Genomic DNA, 22,403 nt, shown 5'->3' on the forward strand with positions numbered 1-22,403 from the left:
ATGACAAAAGAAGCATTAATGGAAGAAACGACGCATCATGTCGTGAGTGAAATCCCGGAATGGATTCTCTATAACAACATGGTGGTCGATGAAGAAGGAAACCCGAAAAACTTAGAAATGGACAAGAAAGCAGTACGTTCCTATTTCTTGAATCATATCAACCAGAACATGGTTTTCCATCACACGCTAAAAGAAAAATTAGACTACCTGGTCGAGTATGATTACTACGAATCCGAGTTCTTGGAGAAATATACATTCGAACAGATTAAAGAAGTATTCCAAACCGCCTATGACATCAAGTTCCGGTTCCAATCCTTTATGAGTGCATTCAAAGTCTACAACGATTACATGCTGAAGACGAATGACAAAAAGCGTATTTTGGAACGATACGAAGATAGAATGGCAGTCATTGCCTTGTATCATTCGAACGGTGACTTCGAGAAGGCGAAGCGGATGGTTAAATCTTTGGTGAATCAAGAATTCACACCCGCAACGCCGACACTCTTGAACACAGGTCGCAAACGTCGTGGAGAATTCGTATCCTGCTTCTTGCTGAAATGCGGAGACTCGTTGAATGACATTGCACGCACGCACGAACAAGCGATGCAACTGTCTAAAGGGGGCGGAGGCGTTTCGATTGATTTGACCAATATCCGAGCCCGAGGAGAGAGCATCAAGAAAGTTATCGGCGCCGCAAAAGGGGCGATGGGTGTTGCGAAATTGTTTGACCAAGCATTCCGATACGCTGACCAGATGGGTCAACGTCAGGGTGCAGGAGCGGTGTATCTGAACATCTTCCACTCAGACATCGAAGAGTTGTTGGCATCGAAATCGGTGAGTGCCGATTCAGACTCTCGTCTTGTGACACTATCTATTGGAGTCGTCATTCCTGACAAGTTCATTGAGCTTGCAAGACAGAATCAAGACATGTACGTCTTTTATCCGCAGACTGTAGTGGAAGAGTACGGTATTCCATTTAGTACGATTGCTGTCGATATGGAAAACTGGTATGACAAGCTAGTGGCGAACCCACGTGTGCGTAAGCGAAAGGTTTCAGCACGACAATTGCTTCAAACCATTGCCGTCATCCAAAGTGAGAGCGGATATCCGTATATCATGTACTCTGATAACGTGAACAAGGTAAACCCATTGGTGGACAAAGTGGAATTTAGCAACCTCTGCACAGAAATCCTTCAGCCGTCAGAACTCAGCTCGTATGCGGATTATGATAAGCGTCACGAGGACAAGGTGGGGATGGACATTTCGTGTAATCTTTCTTCACTCAACATGAGAAACACGATGAAACGCAAATCTTTAAGAGAACCGGTATTCCTTGCGATGGACGTGATGAACTCGGTTTCAGATTCTAGTAACATCAGTGCAGTCCCAGGAGTCGCCCGAGCGAACCGCTTGATGCGTTCCGTAGGTCTAGGCGTCATGGATGTACATGGCTATTTTGCAGAACAGTATGTCGCATACGGTAGCCCTGACTCCATCGAGTTCGCAGACGTGTACTTCAACATGGTCAACTTCTATACGCTCGAACACTCCATGCTCAAAGCGAAAGAAACCGGAGAGCGATTCTACAAGTTCGAAGAATCCACTTATGCAGATGGTACGTATTTCGAACGCCATGGCGAGATTTTGCCGAAGTCCGATAAAGTGAAACAGATGTTTGATGGGATGCATATCCCGACACAAAAAGAATGGGACAAACTGCGGGAAGATGTCATGACGCACGGACTATACAATAGTCACCGTATGGCAATCGCCCCGACGGGCTCCATCAGTTACACCATGAATGCGACGCCTTCGGTCACACCGGTCAAGAAATTGGTTGAGGAACGGACTTACGGAAACTCAAGAACGTATTATCCGATGCCGAAATGTGATGAGGTCGGTTTCATGTATGAATCCTCTTACGACATGGACGCATTCAAGATTATCGATTTCCTTGCTACCGTTCAAAAGCATGTAGACCAAGGCATCTCGTTCGAACTGAACATTTATTCGACTATGGACTCACGTGAACTGCAACGAATCTATCTCTACGCTCACCACAAAGGACTTAAGACGCTCTACTACACAAGAACGAAGAAAGTCGAACTTGGAGAAGAGACAATGGTTGATGAATGCGAATCTTGTGCAGTCTAAAACCAATACGAGGGGGGAATCCCCCTCTACATTTTTTGATAATAAACAGAGACATGGGGGTGCTTTGAAATGAAAAAAACAGATGGATACACCGGAGCGAACTGGAATCAGCCTGAAGATGACTTCACACAACGTTTTTTCATGGAGTTGAAGAAGAACTTTTGGCATCCTGAAGAGATTCCGGTATCGACGGATAAAAATACATGGCAGGGACTATCAGAACAAGAAAGATGGGCTTATGTACAGAACCTTCAACTTTTGACGTATCTGGACACGTATCAAGGTGACTTGGGGATGCCGGTAGTCGCTAGAGCGATTCCGGAACGATATCACCAACGCAAGGCGATGCTCACCTTTGCAGGAATGGAAGAGAATGCGGTGCATGCGAAGTCCTACTCGACCATCTTCCAGACGCTCTTGACGAAAGACCAAGAGAAAAAACTCATCAATTGGGCAGAAGAAAATAACGCACTTCAAGCATTGGTCGGCACGATTGTCGAACAATACAAGAAAATGGATAAGTTCATCTTCTACCGAGACAATGACATCATGGACGAACAAGACATCCTTTATCGCCGTGAATTATGGAAGACGATGGTCACGAGTGTATTCCTGGAGAGCTTCCTCTTTTATTCAGGATTTTATTCGCCTCTCTATTACTACGCTCAAGGGAAAATGATGCAATCCGGTGAGATTATCAACCTCATCATCCGTGACGAGCTAATCCACGGGGTGTATGTCTCGAAACTTGCGAAAGAAGAGTTCTCAAAGTTTGACGATGAGACAAAAGTAGAGCTGACCAAATGGATTAATGAACGAGTTGTCGAAATCCACGAGCTTCAGAAGGTTGTCATCGACGAGATTTACGTCCCGCTCGGCTTGCAAGAAGATGTGAAGTCGTTCTGTCGCTACAACGCAAACAAGGCGTTGATGCATTTAGATTTTGCTCCGGTCTTCCCTTACGAGGCAGTCAACAAGGTCATTCTGAACGGTCTGAGCACAAAGACGAAAGACTTTGAATTCTTCTCGATGAAAGGCAACGGATATCAGCGAATCGATATTGTTGAACTTGAGGATGCAGACTTCTACTTTGACGAACCGAGAACAGCCCTCACTGCATAAAAATAAAATTGAAGCATAAGAAGGAGTGGATGATATGAAGATGATGATGCTGACGAAAGAAGGATGCCCCAAGTGCGTCCAGTTGAAGATGTTCTTAAAGATGGGGATGGCGGACAAATATAAGGATGAGATTGAGGTCATCCATAAAGATGAACAACCGGAACGATACCAAGAGCTTGTAGAACGTTTCGCTCTCCAGACCGCACCAGTGTTAATCCATGGTGAAGATGTCTTGCTAGATACAGCCCCGATGAAGACCGAGGAATTTTTACGTAACCGCCTCGGGTGAACGATGTGAACGAAGCCTAGAGATTCTAGGCTTCTTTATTTTGACAATAGTCAAAAATAAATATACAATTAAAGGAGAGATAATCCCACATTCCTTCGCATAGCATGAATCAAGTAATGCGAAATGGTGTAGATATACCACTTGAAGGAGGAAGAATCATATGAGTGAAAAGGTATTCACGACAAGTGAATTGAAAGAACTGAAGGAATTTGAAGGAAGACAGGTCGTCTTGGTGGCGAAAATCGGTAGCGAGAACTATAACCTACACGACGAAACATCAGATGAGGACTATCGCATCTATGTGTTGCCAACTTTCGAGGACTTGTATGGCGGCAAGCGATATGTGAAGTCTGTCACATCTGAAACGGTGGACTATTCGGTTCACGACATTCGAGATTTAGCGAAACAATTGATGAAATCGAACATCAACTTTGTCGAGGCTCTGTTCTCTGTCGATTTGACGGTCAAACACGATGTTGTGGAAGAGATGCTGAAGATGCGGGAAAGCATAGCGAAGATGAACCTTCCCTATTTCTACGATGCTTGTTTTGGGATGTTCCATAACAAGTTGAAGCATTTCGAAAGTTCGAGTCGAGAGTCGAACCGATACGTGGTTGCTTACGGTTATGACACCAAAGCGTTCATGAGCATGTACCGGATGATGGATTTCATTTTGCGGTATGAAGCAAACGGATTTTCGTCCTTTGTCGATGCGATTCGCTATTCAGAAGAAGAACGTGCGTATTTGCTTTCGATGAAGCATGGTCGATTCACAAAGACCGAAGCCGAGAATTTGATTCAATTGATGAAGGATAAGGTGCAAGGTGTGAAACCGGCATATAAAGGTCAACCTTTCCAAAGTGAGACCGAAACCGAACTGAACAAACTCTTGTTCGACACCGTAAAGAACCATATTCAACACTAATTTGTCTGAGAGGGTGGCTAGTCATGGCTCGTGCAATCGATGTGGCAATGTATTTATTGCGTTTGAGAGATAGTGATATGCGAACGACAGGCGATGCCCATTCCTTATGCAATCTCAAGATGCAAAGGCTGTTGTATTACTGTCAGGGAGGGCACTATCGTTGGGACAATGCAAGGTTGATTGATGACAATGTGTTCGAGTCCTGGGATTACGGACCTGTTATCCGTCAAGTCTATTATGTCTTCAGTTATAGAGGTCAGAACAATTTGCCTGCTCTGAAAGATTTGACATGTCATAAGAAATACAAGCAACCCAATCGCTATGAAAAGGTTCTGACAATCGATGAAAGGGAAACCATCGAGGCGGTATGGCAACATCTGAAAAAACTATCCGCTTTCGAGTTGGTCTTTCAATCGCAGTCAGAACCTCCTTGGAGAAATGCAAGGGAGTCGGGTTTGCTGTTCATCTCTGAAGATGATATTAAGGACCACTTCCAAAACGATATCAACATGACAGAAATGTCATCGGATAACGTTGGAGTAGTCGGTTCAGGATAAGGAGTGGTTCAGATTGAACGCTGTGAAAACATTGGAATTGATACAAAAGTACAATGCGTGTCCCGTCTGTGGCAGTGAAAATGTCGGCAATGGCGCAGGAAGACTTGTTGTCAAAGAGGATTCTTTTTACCGTTCCTGTAAATGCGGATGGGAAGTCGAAACCGATGCCGACGGGAATGAAACGTCAAACGCTAAGGAGTGATTAAAATGAAGCTAGAACAGGCGATTGCGAAGCGTGAGCAACTCAAAAAGAAAGCCCAGGAATTGGATGCCTGGTTAAAAGTTCAACATTTTCAGAGCGACGAGGATAGACGACATCATCTGAGCATGCCTGAATACCCGGATGTTCACAGCAAATTTAGGGAGATTGTTGAAGAAATTTGGGATGAACATTATAAGTTAGATGAAAAAATCAAAAAAGTAACAGCGGATTTGGTTATACAAGACTAATTAAAATATTCTGTTTGCTACCGACACGAAAGTCGGTAGCAATAAAGGGGTGAATGTCTCAAGTGAACATCTTGGAAACAATGTGTTTAATTTTAGTGATTGTCTCAACTTTCTTATTTGGTGCGCTGTTTCATCTGTTATCGGAGTTAGAGCGAACCAGAAAGGAAGCGAAGTTGTGGTACGACACATTGAAAGTGGTCGCTCAACAACGTGATGAAAGCGACAGCGAGAATCACGAACTAAAACAAAAGCTTCGATGTTACGAGTCTTCAAAGGTGAAATGGAAAGATTTGAAATAAAAATTAGTGTATAAGGAGTGAGTTTGTTGGAACAAAAACGATTCTTACCAAACGGCGAAATGATTATCAAAACAGAGGAAGGCATTTATTTTCACAGTATTTCTGAGACGAGTATGCCCATCTTGATTGACAAAGAAGAAGGTGAGCTATTGTTCGGACAATCGACAATGACTAAAAAGGAGAAGTGAAGAACTTTCATATTATTGGACGCAGGTAAGTTGTTTAAATAACTTAATTCTTTGAGGAGTGGACATCATGAGTGCAACCAAACTGAAAAAAGGTGACAGAGTTGTCATGCACACCTGTTTAGAAGCAGAAGAATATGACGGAAAAATATGGACTTGTGAGTCGGACGAGTTCAAACATCATTCTAGCCATGATTTCACCGTAATCATGCTAAACGGGTTTAGCGGCTCATTCGCAACCGAATTTCTGCAGAAGGTTAATGTAGACCAATATAACGGATAGTAATACTACAAGATAAGATTTATTAGGGAGATGATAGGATGGACACGACACGCCTAAGACACGACCCCAACTTTAAAATAGGTCTAGTTGTCGGAATGGCTTTGGCACACGCACAAAAACATGTAGATGAAAATCAGGAGGGTATGACCACTGCACAGCGGGGATTAGAGATTGAGCGCATGACGAATCTCATTTTATTTGAGCTATTGGAGAAACCAATAAAATTATGATTTCCACGGACAGTTGGGTTAAAAGATAAATTCTATAAGGGGATAGATGGTGTGGACGAAATAGAAAAAGCAGACCTATGCAGTTTCACAATGGATTATGAAAAATCAAAAATCTTATTAAGTGTAATATTCAATAATCGAATGGTTGAGGTAGAACTTCAAGAATCTGACGTATTGAGTATGAAGCAGTGGTTTGATTTAGCTAAATTACGTAACGTAAACCCTGAATTATTTAACCAATAAAATTATGAATCAAACGCTCGCTTTGACTAAGAATATATTTTATTAGGAGATGACTAAAGTGAGAGATATCGAGCATTTTATCGGTAAGTGTGACGCTTCAGAATATGGAATTCATGAAATGGAGACCATTGATATAAGCGATGAAGATGAGCATGGAGATGTTGAAGTTTTAAAAAAATGTATCTTATGTGGTATAGATATAACTTCAATTCATGACGGAAGAAAATATTAAACTAATTATAAAATGATAATTTTTTTAGAGGGTGGTTAAAATGGCAACGACGATTTATTTGGTAACGAACGGATATTGGGTAGGCGGATACTACTTGAATAAAGAGAATGCAGAGAAATCTGTTCGAGAGCAAAATGAACTCGTAGAGAAGTACAGAGACCACAAAAATGTAGATAAGAGAGAATGGGTGATTGAAGAAATCTTAACGATGGATTGAACCAATGTATCATAACCTCTACGGTCAACTATACTATCTGAAAACGCATAGGAGAGTGAAGTCGATGGACAAAGGATTATATGCTATTCAACAACAACAGTTGCAACGAACCTATGGGGAGCTAAGAGCACTTCTCGCCTTACACTTTGACCCGATGAATCCACGAGACGATGGCTATAACCGACTTGAGGAAATTATTGAGGGAACCATCAACGATTTGGGTGATGAACTCGGTTGAAGTTTGATAGTTATATTTTAAAATTAATTTTCTAAGGGAGATGTTTTTGTGAAAAAAGGAACTTTAATCGAATGTATCGATACTGTAATCATGACCGATGGTGTAGTCGCATTTGTCAAAGGTAATCAATATAAGACTTACCCTTACTCATTCCAATCTGGTTGGGACGAAATGCGAAAAGTAACGTGTGTTAAAAACGATAATGGCGAGCGCCATATTGTGTACGACGAATCTCGTGAGGAAAGCAAAGTGTTTTTCAATCGTCACTTTAAAGTCGTGGCTAAATAAATCTACGTAGATACCAAAGGGACTGAATAGAAGCCAGAACAATCTAGAGACTAATAACGTTAGACGTTGAAAGAACGTAATTCATTAGGAGATGGTTGAGATGACAAAGGAAATCGCAATTCAAAACATCAATGATTTCATGAAGAATCGTGGGTATGATTTTAGCGTACATCATATCCTTGATGCCTATATTCACTATTTCAAGAAAGGCTACTATGTCAGCGAGACCACAATGGATTCCATCAAGCATTTGACAGAAGAACTTGAGTTTTTATCTTCGACTCAAACCGATGAATGATTTGGGAAGGAAATCGAATGCTTCGAGCCTTGAATGAAACGAAAATAGAAATCACTTAACACAATAGCAGAGAGGGGAACCTCTCTTTTTTATACACAATTGTTGTTGCAGTTCAGCATGACACGTTCTGCTAATAAAGTTGGGTGTTCTCCATAAGATAAGGTATAGAGAGAGACTAGGGAATGAAAATTACATTTAGCGAGGGGATATGAATTTGAAAAAACAACCAGTAATTTTAGTAGACATGGACGATGTGTTGGCGGAGTTCACAGAAGAGTGGCTACGACGATACAACGAGGATTATGACGACACCATCACGGCAGAAGTGTTCGACGGATGGGATGCGGTGAAAAGCGTCAAACCAGAGTGTGGTGTGAACATTTTGGATTACTTCAAAGCGCCTGGTATCTATCGACATTTGAAACCGAAAGCCGGAAGTCAGGCGGTCATGCAGGAACTCATCGACTTGGGAGCGGATGTCATGATTGTGACCGATTCACCGATGGGATGTACATTCGGAGGTCAGGACTGGAAAGGTAGCAACCCGACCGATGACAAACGGGCATGGCTCATGGAACATTTTCCGATGATTCCTGTCGAAAACGTCATCGTGGCTCGTAAGAAGTGGTTCGTCATCGGAGACGTTTTGATTGACGACAAGCCTGCGACGATTGAAAAATTCCAAGAAATGAATCGGAAAATTATCGCAATGGAGATGCCGTATAATCGAAAAACACCTGCACGATTGCGTGCCAAGACATGGGAAGATGTCCGTGAGATTCTCTTGCGAGAGTTTTATCCTGAGCTCGAAGTGGCAGTTGGAAGTAACGGCTAAAGGAATTTGTGAAAACACGCATTAAATTTTGACTATAAAGTAAAATAAAATAAACATTTAAACAAAAGGAGTGTATGTATGAACACAACTATGATGAAGGAACGAAAACTAGATGCATCGAAATCGACGCTTTTTGTCATTTCTGGACCTTCGGGTTCTGGAAAGACATCGAGCATCCGACAGGTCATGGATAACGAGGTGGTCAGTTTCACAACCCGAGCGCCACGAGCGGAGGAAGTCGATGGCTTTGACTATGTATTCACATCGGTAGAAGAAGTTGACCGGATGGAAGCCTCAGGAGAATTGGTCGAGCGAGTCAGCTATGCGGGGAACTCGTATGGCATCTCGAAAGACGAGCTCTACGGGAAACTCGCAAACGGGGATGCTTTCGTCATCGTGGACTATCACGGTTTTCAACAGATTCAAGCCCTCTATGACAACTATGTCTCTGTCTTCTTCTCGATTGACGTAGAAGATGCCCGTCAACGGATGTTGGAGCGGGGAGATAAAGAGGATGTCATTGAAGGGCGACTAAAAACGTATGCGAAAGAGTTGGCAAATCAACAGCATTACGACTTTGTCATTCAGAACACATACGGAAAACAGAATGAAACAGTTGAAGTTCTCAAACAAATCGTATCGGGAGAATTCGTTGCGACGAAGGGGGCATAAGGTATGAAACATGCTTTTGATGCATATCGAAAACATCAGGGACATCAGAGTGCGAGTAGTGGGAATCACGTTGACATGGTCGTGACAACGAGCAATCGTATTGTCACAACTATGTCCTATCGATTTGAGAAGAGCCTTGGAGATGTGGCGGGTGTAAGATATCCGTCATCCAAATCAAATTATGCGCTCTATCTCGAACGTAGCGTGTGAAGTGAATGCCTCCTCTTAAGAGGGGGCTCACCACCCGAATCAAAAAATTCATCATATTCGAATCGGCATCTTGAACTCTGAATAGGATGAGATGAATCGAGAGGAGGAGTGACTATGAAAGAACACATCAATGCAGGTCAACGGGTTCATGTCTACCTGACCCAATATGAGGACATGTTCGAGCAAACAGGTCGCAAAACCGTTTTAGTGCTCAAAGGCACTGCACGACACGTCTCTGGCTCATATATCATCGTCAAATCAGACGAGGGCGGTTTGCATTTTATCAACAGAAATAAGTATCAGCTTGAAAAAGTAAGCCAAGAGGATATTGAGGTATCTTCTTGAGCAGAATCAAGTAGGCATCCTCAGCATAATAACTACGTGTTGAGAATCAAATAGTATGAATGGAGATGACAATATGTTCGTAATCGGTAAAGCAGGGCTTAAAAATCTATATCTAGTGTCTAATGAGACACCATTTCGTATCAATGAATATTTGATGTTGGATGATGCGAATCATAAAGGGTTGACGGTGGAGGTCATCGACACGTTCACACTTCCACAAGCTGTCCCAGAAGTATTCCCGGATGGATGTCACCCTGAATTTTTGAAAGCATTTGGAATCAAGAAAGAGGAAAAACTGTATATGGCTGTGGCAAAAATATTAAACACGATTCGAGTTCCGGTCGTATCCGGCGTGAAAGTTCGAAAACCATCATTCAGTGAGGTCGAGAACCTTTTGCTTCAAGCAGACCCGAAAGATTCATTCCATATGGGGGTCATCTTGGGTACGGAGGACTTGCAAGATGAGTTGCCGCAAGAGATTTCAAACTTGTCTCCGCTTTGGAAGAATAAACAAGCCGTAAATCAACAGGGTGTCCCCTTCGTGTTCGATTATCGTGAACAACGGGTTTATCCCCATATCGGCTTGTTCGGTACTTCTGGCTCTGGTAAGAGTTTTGGATTACGGGTCATCTGTGAGGAACTCATGCGTAAGAACATCCCGGGGTTGGCGTTCGACCCTCACTTCGAGTTGAACTTCAATCGTCCGATGGCGGGGTTGCCGAAAGAGAAACAAATCGACTACTCTGGACGACACGAATCGTTTTATGTCGGTCGGGATATCGGCATCACGTTCTCGGAATTAGCGTTCGATGAACTCGTTCACCTGTTCGATTTCGTCGGTGCATTGACGGAACCACAGGTCGGAGCGCTAGAGGCTCTTTACGAGAAAGGTGATACATTAGGTCATCTCAAGAATAAAATCATCGACCTTAAATTGGCGTTCGAAGAGCAAGAGAAACCTAAACATGACCGAGAGGAATTGAGCACCACGCAAGGGGAATTGTACGGACGATTCAAGAACAAGGTTTCTGGAGCAAAAACATTGCAAGCCCTTTCGTGGAAATTGGATTCACTCGAAGGTACGGGCGTCTTCGATGGAGATGTCTCTGGTGCTGAAAGAGCGTTAAAGGCAGGGAAGCTGACGATTATCCGTGGAAACATGAAACACCTTCAGATGATTTCTTCTTATATCTTGAAGAAGTTTTATAAGAAGCGTCGTTCTTATCAAGATGCTCGTGAGAAGGGGCTAGATATCCAGGAATTCTTCCCGATGTTCTTCGCTATCGTGGACGAGGCGCATAACTTCGCTCCGAAGGGAGATTTCAATCCTACGAAGAAAATCCTTCGCACGATTGCCCAGGAAGCACGAAAGTACGGTATCTTTGAAGTGTTTTGTACACAAAAACCGAACGCACTTGATGAGACGATTCTGGCACAGCTGAACACCAAAATTATTTATCGCCTGAACACATCGAGCGATATGGAGATGGTGGAGAAAGAGACGAACTTGACGCCTGAAGAGGTCAAGACGTTGCCAGACCTTCCATCCGGATTCTGCTTCGTGTCATCGCCGATTTTGAACAAGACGTTCGCCGTCCGCTTCCGGACAACGTTCACGGAGTCACCGCATGTGGTTGACCCATTCGATGAGTTTCAGACGCATATGCAATCCATCCGTCCAACAGGACTCGACAAGATTCTCAAAGAATTCTTACCCCTCAAATCGATGAAACTACCTCGTTATGAGAGCGACATCCGAGAAAAAGCGGGAAGAACGGTCAGTATGCAAGATATCACTGAAGAATTGGAACGTATGGTTTCGAGTGGAATCATCACAAAGTCGGTCTCACCGATGGGCGTTGAATACAAGGCACTATGAATCAATTGAGAACCTCCTTGTGAGGTTCTTTTATATTTGGATTCTGTTCGCATAAGATACAACATAGGAAAAAAGGTAGGGGTAGCAGTGCTACAATTTATTTGAGAGGAAGAGGTAATCATGGATTTATTGAATTTAGGATGGTCGGTTCATGGCGAAATGAAAGCTAGTTTGTTGAATAAGCCATCAGGAGTTAATTCTATCGGTAAACCGCTTGGCGGTATCTGGCTGTCACCATTATCGAAAACAGGGACAGAATGGACAGATTTTTGCCGGATGGAAGAGATGCATTCATTCTTGCGTGGGAATAAGATATATGCTGTATCGGTCAGGAACAATCATCTGGTTGAGTTCACATCGGAACCATCGAAAGATGAAATTGAACGTGTCCTTGCAGATGACACCTGTCGAGGATTTTATATCGATGACGTTATCATGGGGTGGGATGTGCGCACCGTATGGGTCAAATCGCTCGCAGACATCGAATTCCATTCAGAAGAAGACGCTATCAAGCAGTTCTTGTGTCTTCAGTTTGAAGAGGGGGTGGACGTCCGCCTGTTTCATGACCAGGAGTTACTGCAACAGATGATGGAGAAGGAGCGGGCATACAAGCATATGCTTGCCGAGATGGGGTGCCCGTTTTCGCTGTATTCATTAAATCCAACAGCACAGAACACGAAAGTGTATGTGACGCCGTCAGCACGTGACAATCATTTATGGCAAGTCACCATCTTCTCGGGTACGGAGCCACAGGGACATCGAGAGTACGAATCCTTTGTCGAGATGATAGATGACAACGCACAGGATTGGTTCAGTCAAGGGCTATGGTGTTCTAAAGGAAACAGCATTGAAATAAAAACGGTTGTCTAGGGAGCGGAGTCTGATAAGCGTCCTACATTGGCATCATTTTTCTTCCGGCTCATAGGATGAATGTGAGGGAAGGGGACTGTGTGAGCAGTTTCTTGACCGAATACATGTGGAAGGGTGATGTTTATGACAAGACAGTTTGAATCTGAATTCAAATATGGAGACATTCGACTATGGATTGTTCAAGAAGGGGAAGAACACGTGGTCTACTTCTATCACAATAATTTCCCACTTCCGATTGATAGGGTTGCAAAAAGCACCTTAGATGAAGCAAAGGGCTATTGCTCTGAATATGTAAACAGTCAATCCAGTGAATCGCTAATCGTAGGAACGTAAAAAAGACCTCTCATTCGAGTAGGTCTTTTTTCTTTGCTTTGAATGCTTTCTTTCTCTGATAAAACGAGAAAGCGTTCAAGTCCTTTTCAATTTCCTTGATTTCATAGCTTGTGACAGGCTCCGTGACCATGTCTTGATTCACGCATAGCGTTTTGACAAATAATTGTTTGAGCGGACTCGTCTCCGTATTGTGGGTTAATCCGGAAATGAGCTGATTGAACAACTTGTCGAGATTCAATTCGAATCGCCGTGCGTAATACGCATCAAATTCTGATTTTTCCAATGACAGTAGATACATAGCGACAAAACGTTTTCGACGGTGTGCTTGATACACATCTTTCATGAGTTGTTCGACCGGCGCCGCATCAAACAAGGAATGATGTAATTCATTCACATATGTTCGATAGCATTGCAATACGGTCTGATTCAATTAAGCCACCTCATTCAACTGAAAGTAATTTTTGAAGTACTGCCACTTGTGACCGAAGCCAGGGACAGTGGTACTGATTTCTTCAGCAATTTCCATGAGAAGATTCACATTTACATCATTCATGATACCAGTATCTTCAATGTCACGTAAATCGTCGTCAGATAAACGTCCAATCTTAGAAGCTACCAAGTCCTCATTTCCCAATACGAAGACGTCCAACACGTTGAATCCCCCACGAACCTTCGTGAGACGTTCTGTGTATGTGCTTGAGAGCGGGGTAACTTCTGATGCCGCATTGTTGATACTGAATGACTCTAAGAATGACAAGACGTTCTCATCGATTGTTGTGATGCTGTCGATATCGAGCGTTACTTTGTTCGTGTAACCTTTGAGTAAGAATGATGCTCCGCCAGTGACGATGAAAGAAAGCTTGTCTACATGGGGGAACATTGCCGGAAGATATTCGTCTACCATTTGAAGATTCTCCATTACCTCTTGTTTTGTATTCATGTCTGATTTCTCCTTTGAAATAAAATGTGCAATGCACGCCTAGTGATAATTGATAATGTATTCTATGAGGAATGCATGGTGATTATAATCGGATGTGTGAAAGTTCAGCTTTTGCCTTGCACGTTAATCGATGCACATAAAAAAACGACCGCATCACGGTCGTTATGGCATATCAAGTTGTCCACTCGATAGAGGCTTTCGTTCTTGGAGCTCCTTCATTTCGTGAGGGCTTGGCATCACGGTATCCGGTTTTTCTTCCAACCAATTCAGAGTTTTTTGCTTTTCATCCTCGTTGACAACCTCGTACCAGATTCCCTTTTCCTTTATGGACGTCGTTTGAAGCGTCGTTCCTTCGAGCGTGACCCCGTTCGAATACGCTGTTTTTGCGATGTGATACATGTCACCGAATGACATATCTGATTCGATATGGTTCCGATAGAAACTCAAGTACGACGGGATAGCTGATAGTTTGAAATCAGACAAAATCGATGAAATGGTGTTCTGGATGACTTCTTGTTGACGTTTGATTCTGCCAAAATCCCCATCGACATCTTTTCGGAATCGAACATAGATGAGGGCTTCCTCTCCCGTTAAATTCTGTTCAGTTGCCTCGAACGTGTGTCCTGCATAAGAAAATGAGCGCTTAGGATTTACGGTAACGCCTCCGACTTCATCAATCAGTTCCTTAAATCCGTTAAAATTCACCTTCGCAACATGGTCGATGCTTAGTCCTGTGAGGTCTTCTACGGTCTCTCGGACTAAATCGAGCCCACCGATGGCGTGAGCCGCATTTATCTTTTGCATCTCTCCATCAATGAGGATTTTTGTGTCACGGGGGATGCTCATCATATTCATTTTTCCTTCATTGGGAAAATAAGTGGCGAGAATAATCGTATCAGAGCGAGATGGTTCATCTTCTCGTTCATCAGTGCCAAGTAATAAGAATCGAATACGTTCTTCAGCCTCCACACGTGCAACCGTCTCAACCGTTTCACGTTCAGGCTTAACATGAATGTTTTCGGCGACGACATTGCGGTTCGGAATCGTTTGAATCTTGTTATCGGATGGGGCGCTCGGAGCCAACGGGCTAAATGAGCCGTAGGGCATCATCAATAGAATGATGAAAAAGACACCTATTAACACCCACTTCAAAAATTTTGACATGGAATGCATTCACCTCTATCTTTTTTGTCTATTATATATTATGATTTTGACTATAATCAAAATTAGGAAGTTCGATGTTCGGTTATAGATGACTTTTTCATGTCGTATATTGAAAGAGCACGAACAAAACTGTTGTGACATTGTCACAAAAATCATTTGAACAGGGAGAAATGACACATGATTACATTTGGAATTGAAGACCTCACGATGAACCTGCACGACTGGGCAAAACATCACGAACAGATGGGAGTCTTTGTGAAGCGGGTATATGACGGAACAGATAAAGTTGTCGAAACAGATTTCAAGAAATTGAGAGAAATCGCAAGCCGTCATGAGGACAAGCTCAAATCTAAGAAAGGGTTTGTGTTCGGAGATACGACCGAGTCGGTTACGGACTACTATCTACCTCTTAAAAACTTGGGCTATAAGAAAACAGAGCTACCGTATTATCATGTCGGCTCAATGAACACGAGACAGGTGACACGTGTCCGTTTCCACTTCAAACCTGAAGACGTAGAGTTCAAATTGGATTACGAATTTAAGACTTCCGGTTCGATGGCGTCTACGTTCAAGGATGTCATTCGAAATATCGAAGATACAATCGAAGATGTGATTCAGGATATCCTAGAGCTCGATATCAATGATTCAGACCGGTTGAGCCAACACGGTATCACTTCTAGTGATGATGGATATGTCATCATGGTGTTAGATGAGGTGTTGAACCCGATGGAAATCGAGATTGAGAAACACCAATTGCTCGATTCCCTCGTGGGTGTTGAAATCTATGACTTTGAGCAAGTCATCGATGATTCGATTATGGATGACAATTGACAAGTACAACTACTAGTCAAGACTTCTCTCCACATGAGAGAGGTCTTTTCTTTTTGCACTATCACCACAAGTTGTTTGTCCTGGATGTATATCAAGCTTTAGATTGGTATTTCATCTTTACTGATACATCCAGAGGGAGATGGTGGCAGGCTGTCAGAGGGCAGACTTATCCCTATGCGAAAATGAGATAAGTCTGCCCTCCTCCTGTTACGATAATTCGAATGTCTAACACATCCGTCGGTCGATATTGTGTATAGGAGTCGTTTGGCTTTTCACGACCTGTAAGACATCATTGTCCTACACGAGATTTCACAGCGTGAGCTGACGGTTGGTTTCCATGTCCTCAACCGCTCCTTTTCAGAGACTCATCTCGTATCCTGACCATTCTTAGAGAGTGGTCACATGCTAGAGTCTATATGTGCCGCTTACGAGAAACTCGTCCGCATTTTCGCAGACTATCTCCAGTCGTACATCATATAGCATCTTTGAACCTCCATAGTGTTTAAACGCTCTTCACCATATCTGAGATGTCTACGAATCAACAGACTTAGGCTATATATGGGCTTGCGTCCCTTTACCCAATGACGACGATTGACCGGTGAAAAGGCAGTCAACCTCCGGGTGATTCCTTACGACTACGGTCACCACTCCTCACTTCTGACCTTGCCAAGGGTCAGGCACACAAAAAAAGATGTTTTATCCATCAGGGTTTCCAACCTAATACCATTAGGATGACCTGCCCGGACAAAAACATCTGAACTGTTTGGCGTGTAGTGCGTGTTAAAACCCCAAAAAGTGGGTTCGACACTTGAAATTTAGTAATACCGGCGAGCGGATGATACTATAACACTAATAACGCTTCAGCAAATGGTTGGATTTGTTGAGGCAGAGTCATTGGAATTGGCGTTCCGATGGCTCTTTTTTTTTGTTTGCTTCTCTCTCAAAGCGATTAAGTTGTATCGAGCCCTCAGACTCATGCGAATATCCTATTGGGGAATCATCCGCTTCATCACTTTGGTTGTGTCGAATGAATGTCCTTGCACAAAAAAAGACCCTTGAAGGGTCTTTTTGTTTACCAAAGAAATTTATCTCCGAATGTATCAAGAACTTGATATCGGTCTTTTCCTTCTGAAGAAATCAAGATGAGCTCACCAGAATCGTCCGTGTCAATCTTGAAATGTTCGGATGACATCCATGAGACAAATCCTTCTAATGATACCTTGACCCCAATCTTCTCATGAATCGTTGAGAACAGATTCCGGAATGTAGGTCGTGCATCTTTCTCTTCAAGCTTTTCGGTTTCACTCAAAAGTAGGTGTTCGATAATCCGATGCCATTGAGTCGGATTCTTCTGGAATTCTACTTTTGCCGATTCAGAGATTACGCTTGTATCAATTTCTTCGATGAATGTGTTGAATGATTGTTCGACCATTTCAAACAGCTCCTTTTTGATATTCAATGTATGGTTTGATGTAAATGTTTTTTAACCTTCCACTTTTTCAGGGAAGAGGCTTCGCATCGCCAAGAGCAACTGATAGGTGACTCGACAATCGACGAGCGCATCATGCAACTCCATCTTATCATGTGGTACTTTGAAATAGGTGAGCAAATCACCAAGTGAACCACCTGACGGAATAACCCCCATGAAGATGAGGAAGCGAGCAACTGCTGAAGTGTCTAACAACCGGTAAGAAAAAATACGGTCATAATTCTCGCCAACATCCTGGAACATTTTCTTGATGAACGACACATCGAAAGACACATTGTGTCCGCATACTTGAGCGGGTTCATCAAAGTATTTCGCCATGAATGTTATGATTTTGTTCACGGCTTCCTCCGGTGTGAAACCTTTATGATTGTCCAAGTCAATCTTGTTGATTTTCATGGCAACTTCGGTCACAGAATATTCATCGTGTACGATGTTTAACTTGATTGCGTCCAATTCTTTTCCATTTTCAAACACTGCGATTGCCACCTGTAAGATACTGTGTTTCATCGCATCCGTTCCACCTGTTTCTACATCAAATACCGTGATTCGTTGTTCCATCATTCGAATTCCTCCTCTGAAATAAACAGTGCTTCATGCACGCCAAAAGTTTTGTACGTTTTATTCTATGAGATGCACCATATGATTATCACTTTACATAAATATAGTAAAAAAGATTTTTACAATAGTCAAATAATTATGTATGATGAACTAGAGATTATAAAAGGATTCCCCCTGTCTATAATGAAGTATTAAGACAAATTTGGAGTGGAGTCACTTCCACAATTTATTTAAAAGGAGCTAATCAATCATGGCAAAAAATCAAAACATGACATTCACGTTACTCAGCGCAGACACAAAATCGAAACTCTCTGACTTCATCAAAGTCGGTCAAGAGATGACGGTCAAATCTGAACCAGTTGAAACTGACACTACGGCTCTCAAAGTCTATGTGGACGGAATGAAAGATTCCCTCGGTTTCGCCGCAGATGCTAAGAAATTGGAAGATACGGAATCGAAGGTCGTGCTTTACGAATTGATGAAAAAGCATGAGAAATTAGACGGTGTTCGAGTCAAGGTAGTCAGATTCGAACAGAAGAAGATTTATTCGAATCACGACGTCACAACTGAGGCATGTGTTTTTGAAGTCATGCCAGGCGAATTCACTGGTGGAGATGAACCTTTGCTAGAAGGAGAGCAGGCATTCGAACTTCATGTAAAAGGTAGCCATTCTGACTATCCGAAAAAGATTGCGGTTCTTGGAGAGTTGAAAGACTCCGGCTCTGTCCCTGTCCTCATCAAGTATGAAGATGGCGAGATTGTTGTCTATTATGAAGACGGAAAAGCCGGATTGGTAGACAGCGCATCAACAGGATATGATGAAGCGGCTAAAGTGCTCTCTAAAATCAAGGACAATGAGATGATGGGTCGAGCGAAGGTACCATTGAACTCGACATACACCGTCCGTATGACTGTTGATGAAGAGACGTTGACTTACATCAAGACAGGTAAGCGTCCATTGACGTTGGCTGAATTGAAAAAAGAGAAGTCATCATTCATCCCGATGGAGCGATTGAATCGTATCCAGAAATATTTGGAGGCGAGTGGTCTTTCGAAGAAACACATCATGAAAGTGATGCAAGGGTATCGAGAGTATCCGGCTGAGGTGGCAGGACGAATTCCAGAGCCGACAGTTCAGTTTGCTGATAGTTTCGGTGGTGTCAAGAAGACCGTTGTCTACTTGAACAAAGGGAAACACTTACGATTCATTGGGGAAAAAGGTACAGGGAAGAACTTGTTGGTCACAACTCTTGCATGGATTTATCAACGTCCGCTCTATGAGCTCTCAATGAATGCGGAGACTGACAAATATGACCTTCTCGGTTCGAAATCGATTGAATCAGATGTCATTGATGGGAAAGAGATTTCGAGAATGAGTTTCGACAAAGAAGCATTGGTCGAAGCACTTGAAGTCGGTGGATTCATCAACCTTGATGAGGTGAACATGGCGAACCCTTCAGTGTTGGTTCTCATGCACTCTATCGTTGATGACCGTGGAAGCATCGAAGTTCCCTCATACGGGCGAGTACAAGCAGATGATAACTTCGGAATCATCTTGACGATGAACCCGGATTATGTCGGAACAACTCAATTGAACGAGGCGACACGAGACCGTTTCACACCAATCATTTTCCCGAACAATGAGTCAATTGCACAACTTTTGAAAGCCCGAGTCCCTTCAGCGAAAGCAGAGGACATCAAGGTAGCAGACCGAATCTACAAAGACATCATGAGACTTGTTGACCAGAAACACTTGACGATGGACTGTGTGACGATTCGAGGATTTATCGATGCCCTTGAAGTCGTTGAAGATTTAGGCATCAAGGAAGCGATGGAAGATGGCGTTGCCAATCGTATTGAGGATGCCGAATACCGTCTGACGGTAAGTGCAATCATCGATAAGGTCATCGCATGATTCTTGGGGGAGGGGATTTAAAACTCCCTCCCCCTCTTTATTTTTAAAGGATGTAGGAGACTACAATTTAACTTCAAAGGAGAAATGGACATGACTCAATCGACATTGAATCAGAAAGAACAGTATAACCGAGTAAAAGGATGGATTCAGAAAAACGGTATCTACAATGTGATGCGCAATTCTGCACACCATTTATTGCCATATATCGACTTCAACTATCGTTTGAATATCGGTGGCGGAAGCTATACAGACGGGAAGCAGGTCGTTGTCGGGATTCCCGAACACACTTGGGGAATGACGTTTGAAGAGATTCTATCTGTGACTTCGGCGTTGACTGGTCACGAGGCAGAACACGTATGGTCTTCGGATTTTAAAGTGTTCCAAAAATTCCAAACGGATGTTCAAAAATATTTCCAAGACACGTTCAATAAGCGGGTTCCGAAACAGCTCGGTGCAAACATGTTGAACATCACAGAGGATGGTCGCATCGAAAAGCGTCTGGTCAACCGGTATCCAGGATACTTGAAACATATCCAGTTCTTGCGTGCATCGTTTTGGAATCTCTATCCGGTCAATGGGGAGAACGAACTTGCAGATTTCATGCAGTCTCTTATCTCACTCTCGACGATGGGTATCAAAGCAAAAGATTGGGATGCGCATTACACTGGGGCGAAGGCAGATGAAATGTTAGACCTCGTCCGACCGCTTATCATCAATGCGATTAACAACCCAACTGCAAAGGGTTGTGCAGACGATACGTTGCAAATCGTGAAGGCGCTTGGAGAATACTTCGATGAGCTCCTTCAAAGCGATGAAAACCAAGAACAGTTGGAGAGTATGGATGACCAACCGGATTATACTTCTTCTGCACCAAAAGAAGATGATGATTCGCAACCAGGGAACTCTGTATCTTCACACTTTGTACCTGAGCAGAATGAGGCTTCTGAAGAATCGGAAGAGGAAGATGGCGAAGGGGATGGAAGTGGAAAAACGGAGTCTTCGGAGCAAGACGATACAGATGAGGAATCATCATCAAACGGTTCGTCATCAAAGGAAGATGGAGATGACGAAGCGAAAGACGACGAGGTGTCCGAAGGTTCTGGTCAATCCTCGGAGAATGATTCTAAGGATGAAGAGGGCTTAGAGGGCAAGGACTCATCTGATGGTTCAGATTCTGAGGATGAAGCGGAAGAGAATAAGGATGAAACGGATGGAGAAAATCCTAGTGGCGACTTGAATGATTCGCAAAGCGACTCAGCAAGCAAGAGCGAAAGCAACTATACGACGGAAGAAATGGAACAATTGATTAAATCGATTATGGCAAATCAAAAAGATGCCATCAACGAGTCTGGTCAGTCTCTCATGAAGGAAGCGGAGATGGAGATGAGACGAGAAGAGGCTCTATACAAAAAAGAAAATGAGTATAAAGGTCATCTGTCTGAAAAAGAGATGCGTGAGGTTGACCCAAGTGTTACATTGAACAACCGTAACCCGGTGGAAACCCGTAACTCAGCTGTACCGTCAGATGTGATGGAGAACGGTCGTTATCTCAACAAGAAACTTCAGAAAATCTTGCTGAATAAGAAGACTTACACGTCGAAACATCGACGGAGTGGACGTCTTGATACCTCAACATTATGGAAGATGAACGTGAAAGACCATAATGTGTTCCTGAGAAAAGGGGTACCAACGGATAGAAGTATCGCCATCAACCTTTTGGTCGATTATAGTGGTTCCATGACAAGCTATATGGACACTCAATACAGAAAAATCGATTATGCTGTTCGGGCTGTGGCGACAATCGAGGAAGGGTTACGAGACATCGTCCCACATCGCATCACTTTCTTCTCTGGGACAGGAAATTACGTTCATCATTCAACGGTGAAGGACTTCAACCAGGAGTCGAAGGACACCCTCTCGTGGAAACGTAAGCCGAACATCCCGATGTCGGCAAACCGAGATGGTTACTCGATTAAAGTGGCGACAGCTGAATTGCTCAAACGGAATGAACGTCGCAAGTTCTTGATTGTCCTTTCGGATGGTCGTCCGACTGAACCGAACGAAATTGCCGGTCAGCGGGAAGTGAAGGAAGCCGTGCGAATGGCTCGTGAAAAAGGTATCATCGTCATCGTCATCGGCTTTGGCTCTGAAAAGGAAATGACGAGAAACCGTCCAGTGTATGAAGAAATGTACGGCAAGGGTATCATCATGGTACCGCCGTCAGAGATTCATATCGTCTTGGCAAAACTCATCGAAAATGAGATGAGCCGTTAATAGTAAAGACTCCTGAAAACAGGAGTCTTTTTGTTTGGTGAAAGATGTGTGTTGAAACGGCGCACAGTTCAGGGGTGT

Annotated in this window: 31 protein-coding genes; 26 read left to right on the forward strand and 5 right to left on the reverse strand. The window is 43.1% G+C overall.

Annotated elements, in window-relative coordinates; translation table 11 throughout:
- The 23 genes from nrdE (at position 1) to KNO71_RS10720 (ending at position 13,154) form a co-directional block, all read left to right on the forward strand.
- Positions 1–2,154 carry a class 1b ribonucleoside-diphosphate reductase subunit alpha gene (nrdE, locus tag KNO71_RS10610; RefSeq protein ID WP_251031973.1) on the forward strand — a complete coding sequence of 718 codons (2,154 nt, stop codon included), beginning with the start codon at positions 1–3 and terminating at the stop codon, positions 2,152–2,154.
- 69 nt (positions 2,155–2,223) lie between these two features.
- Positions 2,224–3,276, forward strand: coding sequence for a class 1b ribonucleoside-diphosphate reductase subunit beta (gene nrdF, locus KNO71_RS10615; RefSeq protein WP_214688561.1), 1,053 nt, complete (start codon positions 2,224–2,226; stop codon positions 3,274–3,276).
- A gap of 34 nt (positions 3,277–3,310) precedes the next feature.
- Positions 3,311–3,565: a glutaredoxin family protein gene (locus KNO71_RS10620; RefSeq protein WP_214688563.1), complete on the forward strand. Its 255-nt coding sequence runs from the start codon at positions 3,311–3,313 to the stop codon at positions 3,563–3,565.
- A 160-nt stretch (positions 3,566–3,725) separates the two neighbouring features.
- On the forward strand, positions 3,726–4,490 hold the full coding sequence (locus tag KNO71_RS10625; RefSeq protein ID WP_214688565.1) for a DNA polymerase beta superfamily protein: 765 nt from the start codon (positions 3,726–3,728) through the stop codon (positions 4,488–4,490).
- Positions 4,491–4,513: 23 nt separating this feature from the next.
- Positions 4,514–5,047 carry a Panacea domain-containing protein gene (locus tag KNO71_RS10630; protein WP_214688567.1) on the forward strand — a complete coding sequence of 178 codons (534 nt, stop codon included), beginning with the start codon at positions 4,514–4,516 and terminating at the stop codon, positions 5,045–5,047.
- A gap of 22 nt (positions 5,048–5,069) precedes the next feature.
- Positions 5,070–5,249 carry a DUF3797 domain-containing protein gene (locus KNO71_RS10635; protein ID WP_353047661.1) on the forward strand — a complete coding sequence of 60 codons (180 nt, stop codon included), beginning with the start codon at positions 5,070–5,072 and terminating at the stop codon, positions 5,247–5,249.
- A 5-nt stretch (positions 5,250–5,254) separates the two neighbouring features.
- Positions 5,255–5,497: a hypothetical protein gene (locus tag KNO71_RS10640; RefSeq protein ID WP_214688572.1), complete on the forward strand. Its 243-nt coding sequence runs from the start codon at positions 5,255–5,257 to the stop codon at positions 5,495–5,497.
- 325 nt (positions 5,498–5,822) lie between these two features.
- The gene (locus KNO71_RS10645) at positions 5,823–5,984 is read left to right on the forward strand and encodes a hypothetical protein (RefSeq protein WP_214688574.1); all 162 of its coding nucleotides are present in this window, start codon (positions 5,823–5,825) and stop codon (positions 5,982–5,984) included.
- A gap of 67 nt (positions 5,985–6,051) precedes the next feature.
- A complete protein-coding gene (locus KNO71_RS10650) occupies positions 6,052–6,264 on the forward strand; it encodes a hypothetical protein (protein WP_214688576.1) in 213 nt (70 codons plus the stop codon).
- Positions 6,265–6,302: 38 nt separating this feature from the next.
- Positions 6,303–6,494, forward strand: coding sequence for a hypothetical protein (locus KNO71_RS10655; protein ID WP_214688578.1), 192 nt, complete (start codon positions 6,303–6,305; stop codon positions 6,492–6,494).
- 51 nt (positions 6,495–6,545) lie between these two features.
- A complete protein-coding gene (locus tag KNO71_RS10660) occupies positions 6,546–6,737 on the forward strand; it encodes a hypothetical protein (RefSeq protein WP_214688580.1) in 192 nt (63 codons plus the stop codon).
- Positions 6,738–6,795: 58 nt separating this feature from the next.
- Positions 6,796–6,969 (forward strand): hypothetical protein, encoded by a 174-nt coding sequence (locus tag KNO71_RS10665; RefSeq protein ID WP_214688582.1) that lies wholly within the window; start codon positions 6,796–6,798, stop codon positions 6,967–6,969.
- Positions 6,970–7,009: 40 nt separating this feature from the next.
- Positions 7,010–7,186 (forward strand): hypothetical protein, encoded by a 177-nt coding sequence (locus tag KNO71_RS10670; protein WP_214688584.1) that lies wholly within the window; start codon positions 7,010–7,012, stop codon positions 7,184–7,186.
- Positions 7,187–7,250: 64 nt separating this feature from the next.
- Entirely contained in the window at positions 7,251–7,424 is a 174-nt protein-coding gene (locus tag KNO71_RS10675; protein WP_214688586.1) for a hypothetical protein, read from the forward strand.
- A 48-nt stretch (positions 7,425–7,472) separates the two neighbouring features.
- The gene (locus KNO71_RS10680; protein WP_214688588.1) at positions 7,473–7,712 is read left to right on the forward strand and encodes a hypothetical protein; all 240 of its coding nucleotides are present in this window, start codon (positions 7,473–7,475) and stop codon (positions 7,710–7,712) included.
- Between the two features lie 100 nt (positions 7,713–7,812).
- Entirely contained in the window at positions 7,813–8,010 is a 198-nt protein-coding gene (locus KNO71_RS10685; protein WP_214688590.1) for a hypothetical protein, read from the forward strand.
- Between the two features lie 214 nt (positions 8,011–8,224).
- A complete protein-coding gene (locus KNO71_RS10690; protein WP_214688592.1) occupies positions 8,225–8,845 on the forward strand; it encodes a 5' nucleotidase, NT5C type in 621 nt (206 codons plus the stop codon).
- A 78-nt stretch (positions 8,846–8,923) separates the two neighbouring features.
- Complete coding sequence (locus KNO71_RS10695; protein ID WP_214688594.1) at positions 8,924–9,517, forward strand: guanylate kinase; 594 nt, start codon at positions 8,924–8,926, stop codon at positions 9,515–9,517.
- A gap of 3 nt (positions 9,518–9,520) precedes the next feature.
- Positions 9,521–9,727, forward strand: a complete 207-nt coding sequence (locus KNO71_RS10700) for a hypothetical protein (RefSeq protein ID WP_214688596.1) — start codon at positions 9,521–9,523, stop codon at positions 9,725–9,727.
- Between the two features lie 114 nt (positions 9,728–9,841).
- Complete coding sequence (locus KNO71_RS10705; RefSeq protein ID WP_214688598.1) at positions 9,842–10,072, forward strand: hypothetical protein; 231 nt, start codon at positions 9,842–9,844, stop codon at positions 10,070–10,072.
- A gap of 73 nt (positions 10,073–10,145) precedes the next feature.
- On the forward strand, positions 10,146–11,951 hold the full coding sequence (locus KNO71_RS10710) for an ATP-binding protein (protein ID WP_214688600.1): 1,806 nt from the start codon (positions 10,146–10,148) through the stop codon (positions 11,949–11,951).
- Positions 11,952–12,071: 120 nt separating this feature from the next.
- On the forward strand, positions 12,072–12,821 hold the full coding sequence (locus KNO71_RS10715) for a hypothetical protein (RefSeq protein WP_214688602.1): 750 nt from the start codon (positions 12,072–12,074) through the stop codon (positions 12,819–12,821).
- Between the two features lie 123 nt (positions 12,822–12,944).
- Positions 12,945–13,154 carry a hypothetical protein gene (locus KNO71_RS10720; protein ID WP_214688604.1) on the forward strand — a complete coding sequence of 70 codons (210 nt, stop codon included), beginning with the start codon at positions 12,945–12,947 and terminating at the stop codon, positions 13,152–13,154.
- Positions 13,155–13,164: 10 nt separating this feature from the next.
- On the opposite strand, the gene KNO71_RS10725 is transcribed toward KNO71_RS10720, so the two are convergent.
- The 3 genes from KNO71_RS10725 to KNO71_RS10735 form a co-directional block, all read right to left on the reverse strand.
- Positions 13,165–13,584 (reverse strand): hypothetical protein, encoded by a 420-nt coding sequence (locus tag KNO71_RS10725; protein WP_214688606.1) that lies wholly within the window; start codon positions 13,582–13,584, stop codon positions 13,165–13,167.
- A complete protein-coding gene (locus KNO71_RS10730; RefSeq protein ID WP_214688608.1) occupies positions 13,585–14,094 on the reverse strand; it encodes a DUF6036 family nucleotidyltransferase in 510 nt (169 codons plus the stop codon). It abuts the gene before it with no gap.
- 162 nt (positions 14,095–14,256) lie between these two features.
- A complete protein-coding gene (locus KNO71_RS10735) occupies positions 14,257–15,258 on the reverse strand; it encodes an LCP family protein (RefSeq protein ID WP_214688610.1) in 1,002 nt (333 codons plus the stop codon).
- Between the two features lie 177 nt (positions 15,259–15,435).
- Between KNO71_RS10735 and KNO71_RS10740 the strand changes: the two genes are divergently transcribed.
- Complete coding sequence (locus tag KNO71_RS10740; protein WP_214688612.1) at positions 15,436–16,089, forward strand: hypothetical protein; 654 nt, start codon at positions 15,436–15,438, stop codon at positions 16,087–16,089.
- Between the two features lie 1,072 nt (positions 16,090–17,161).
- Here the strand turns inward: KNO71_RS10740 and KNO71_RS10745 are convergent.
- Both KNO71_RS10745 and KNO71_RS10750 read right to left on the reverse strand, forming a co-directional pair.
- Positions 17,162–17,521 carry a hypothetical protein gene (locus KNO71_RS10745; protein ID WP_214688614.1) on the reverse strand — a complete coding sequence of 120 codons (360 nt, stop codon included), beginning with the start codon at positions 17,519–17,521 and terminating at the stop codon, positions 17,162–17,164.
- A gap of 51 nt (positions 17,522–17,572) precedes the next feature.
- Positions 17,573–18,139, reverse strand: a complete 567-nt coding sequence (locus KNO71_RS10750; RefSeq protein ID WP_214688616.1) for a 3'-5' exonuclease — start codon at positions 18,137–18,139, stop codon at positions 17,573–17,575.
- A 247-nt stretch (positions 18,140–18,386) separates the two neighbouring features.
- Between KNO71_RS10750 and KNO71_RS10755 the strand changes: the two genes are divergently transcribed.
- Both KNO71_RS10755 and KNO71_RS10760 read left to right on the forward strand, forming a co-directional pair.
- The gene (locus tag KNO71_RS10755) at positions 18,387–20,051 is read left to right on the forward strand and encodes an AAA family ATPase (protein ID WP_214688618.1); all 1,665 of its coding nucleotides are present in this window, start codon (positions 18,387–18,389) and stop codon (positions 20,049–20,051) included.
- 90 nt (positions 20,052–20,141) lie between these two features.
- Complete coding sequence (locus KNO71_RS10760) at positions 20,142–22,325, forward strand: VWA domain-containing protein (RefSeq protein WP_214688619.1); 2,184 nt, start codon at positions 20,142–20,144, stop codon at positions 22,323–22,325.
- The last annotated feature ends 78 nt before the right edge of the window (positions 22,326–22,403 follow it).

The organism is Exiguobacterium sp. s163 (genome assembly GCF_018617135.1).
Classification (GTDB): Bacteria; Bacillota; Bacilli; order Exiguobacteriales; family Exiguobacteriaceae; genus Exiguobacterium; species Exiguobacterium profundum.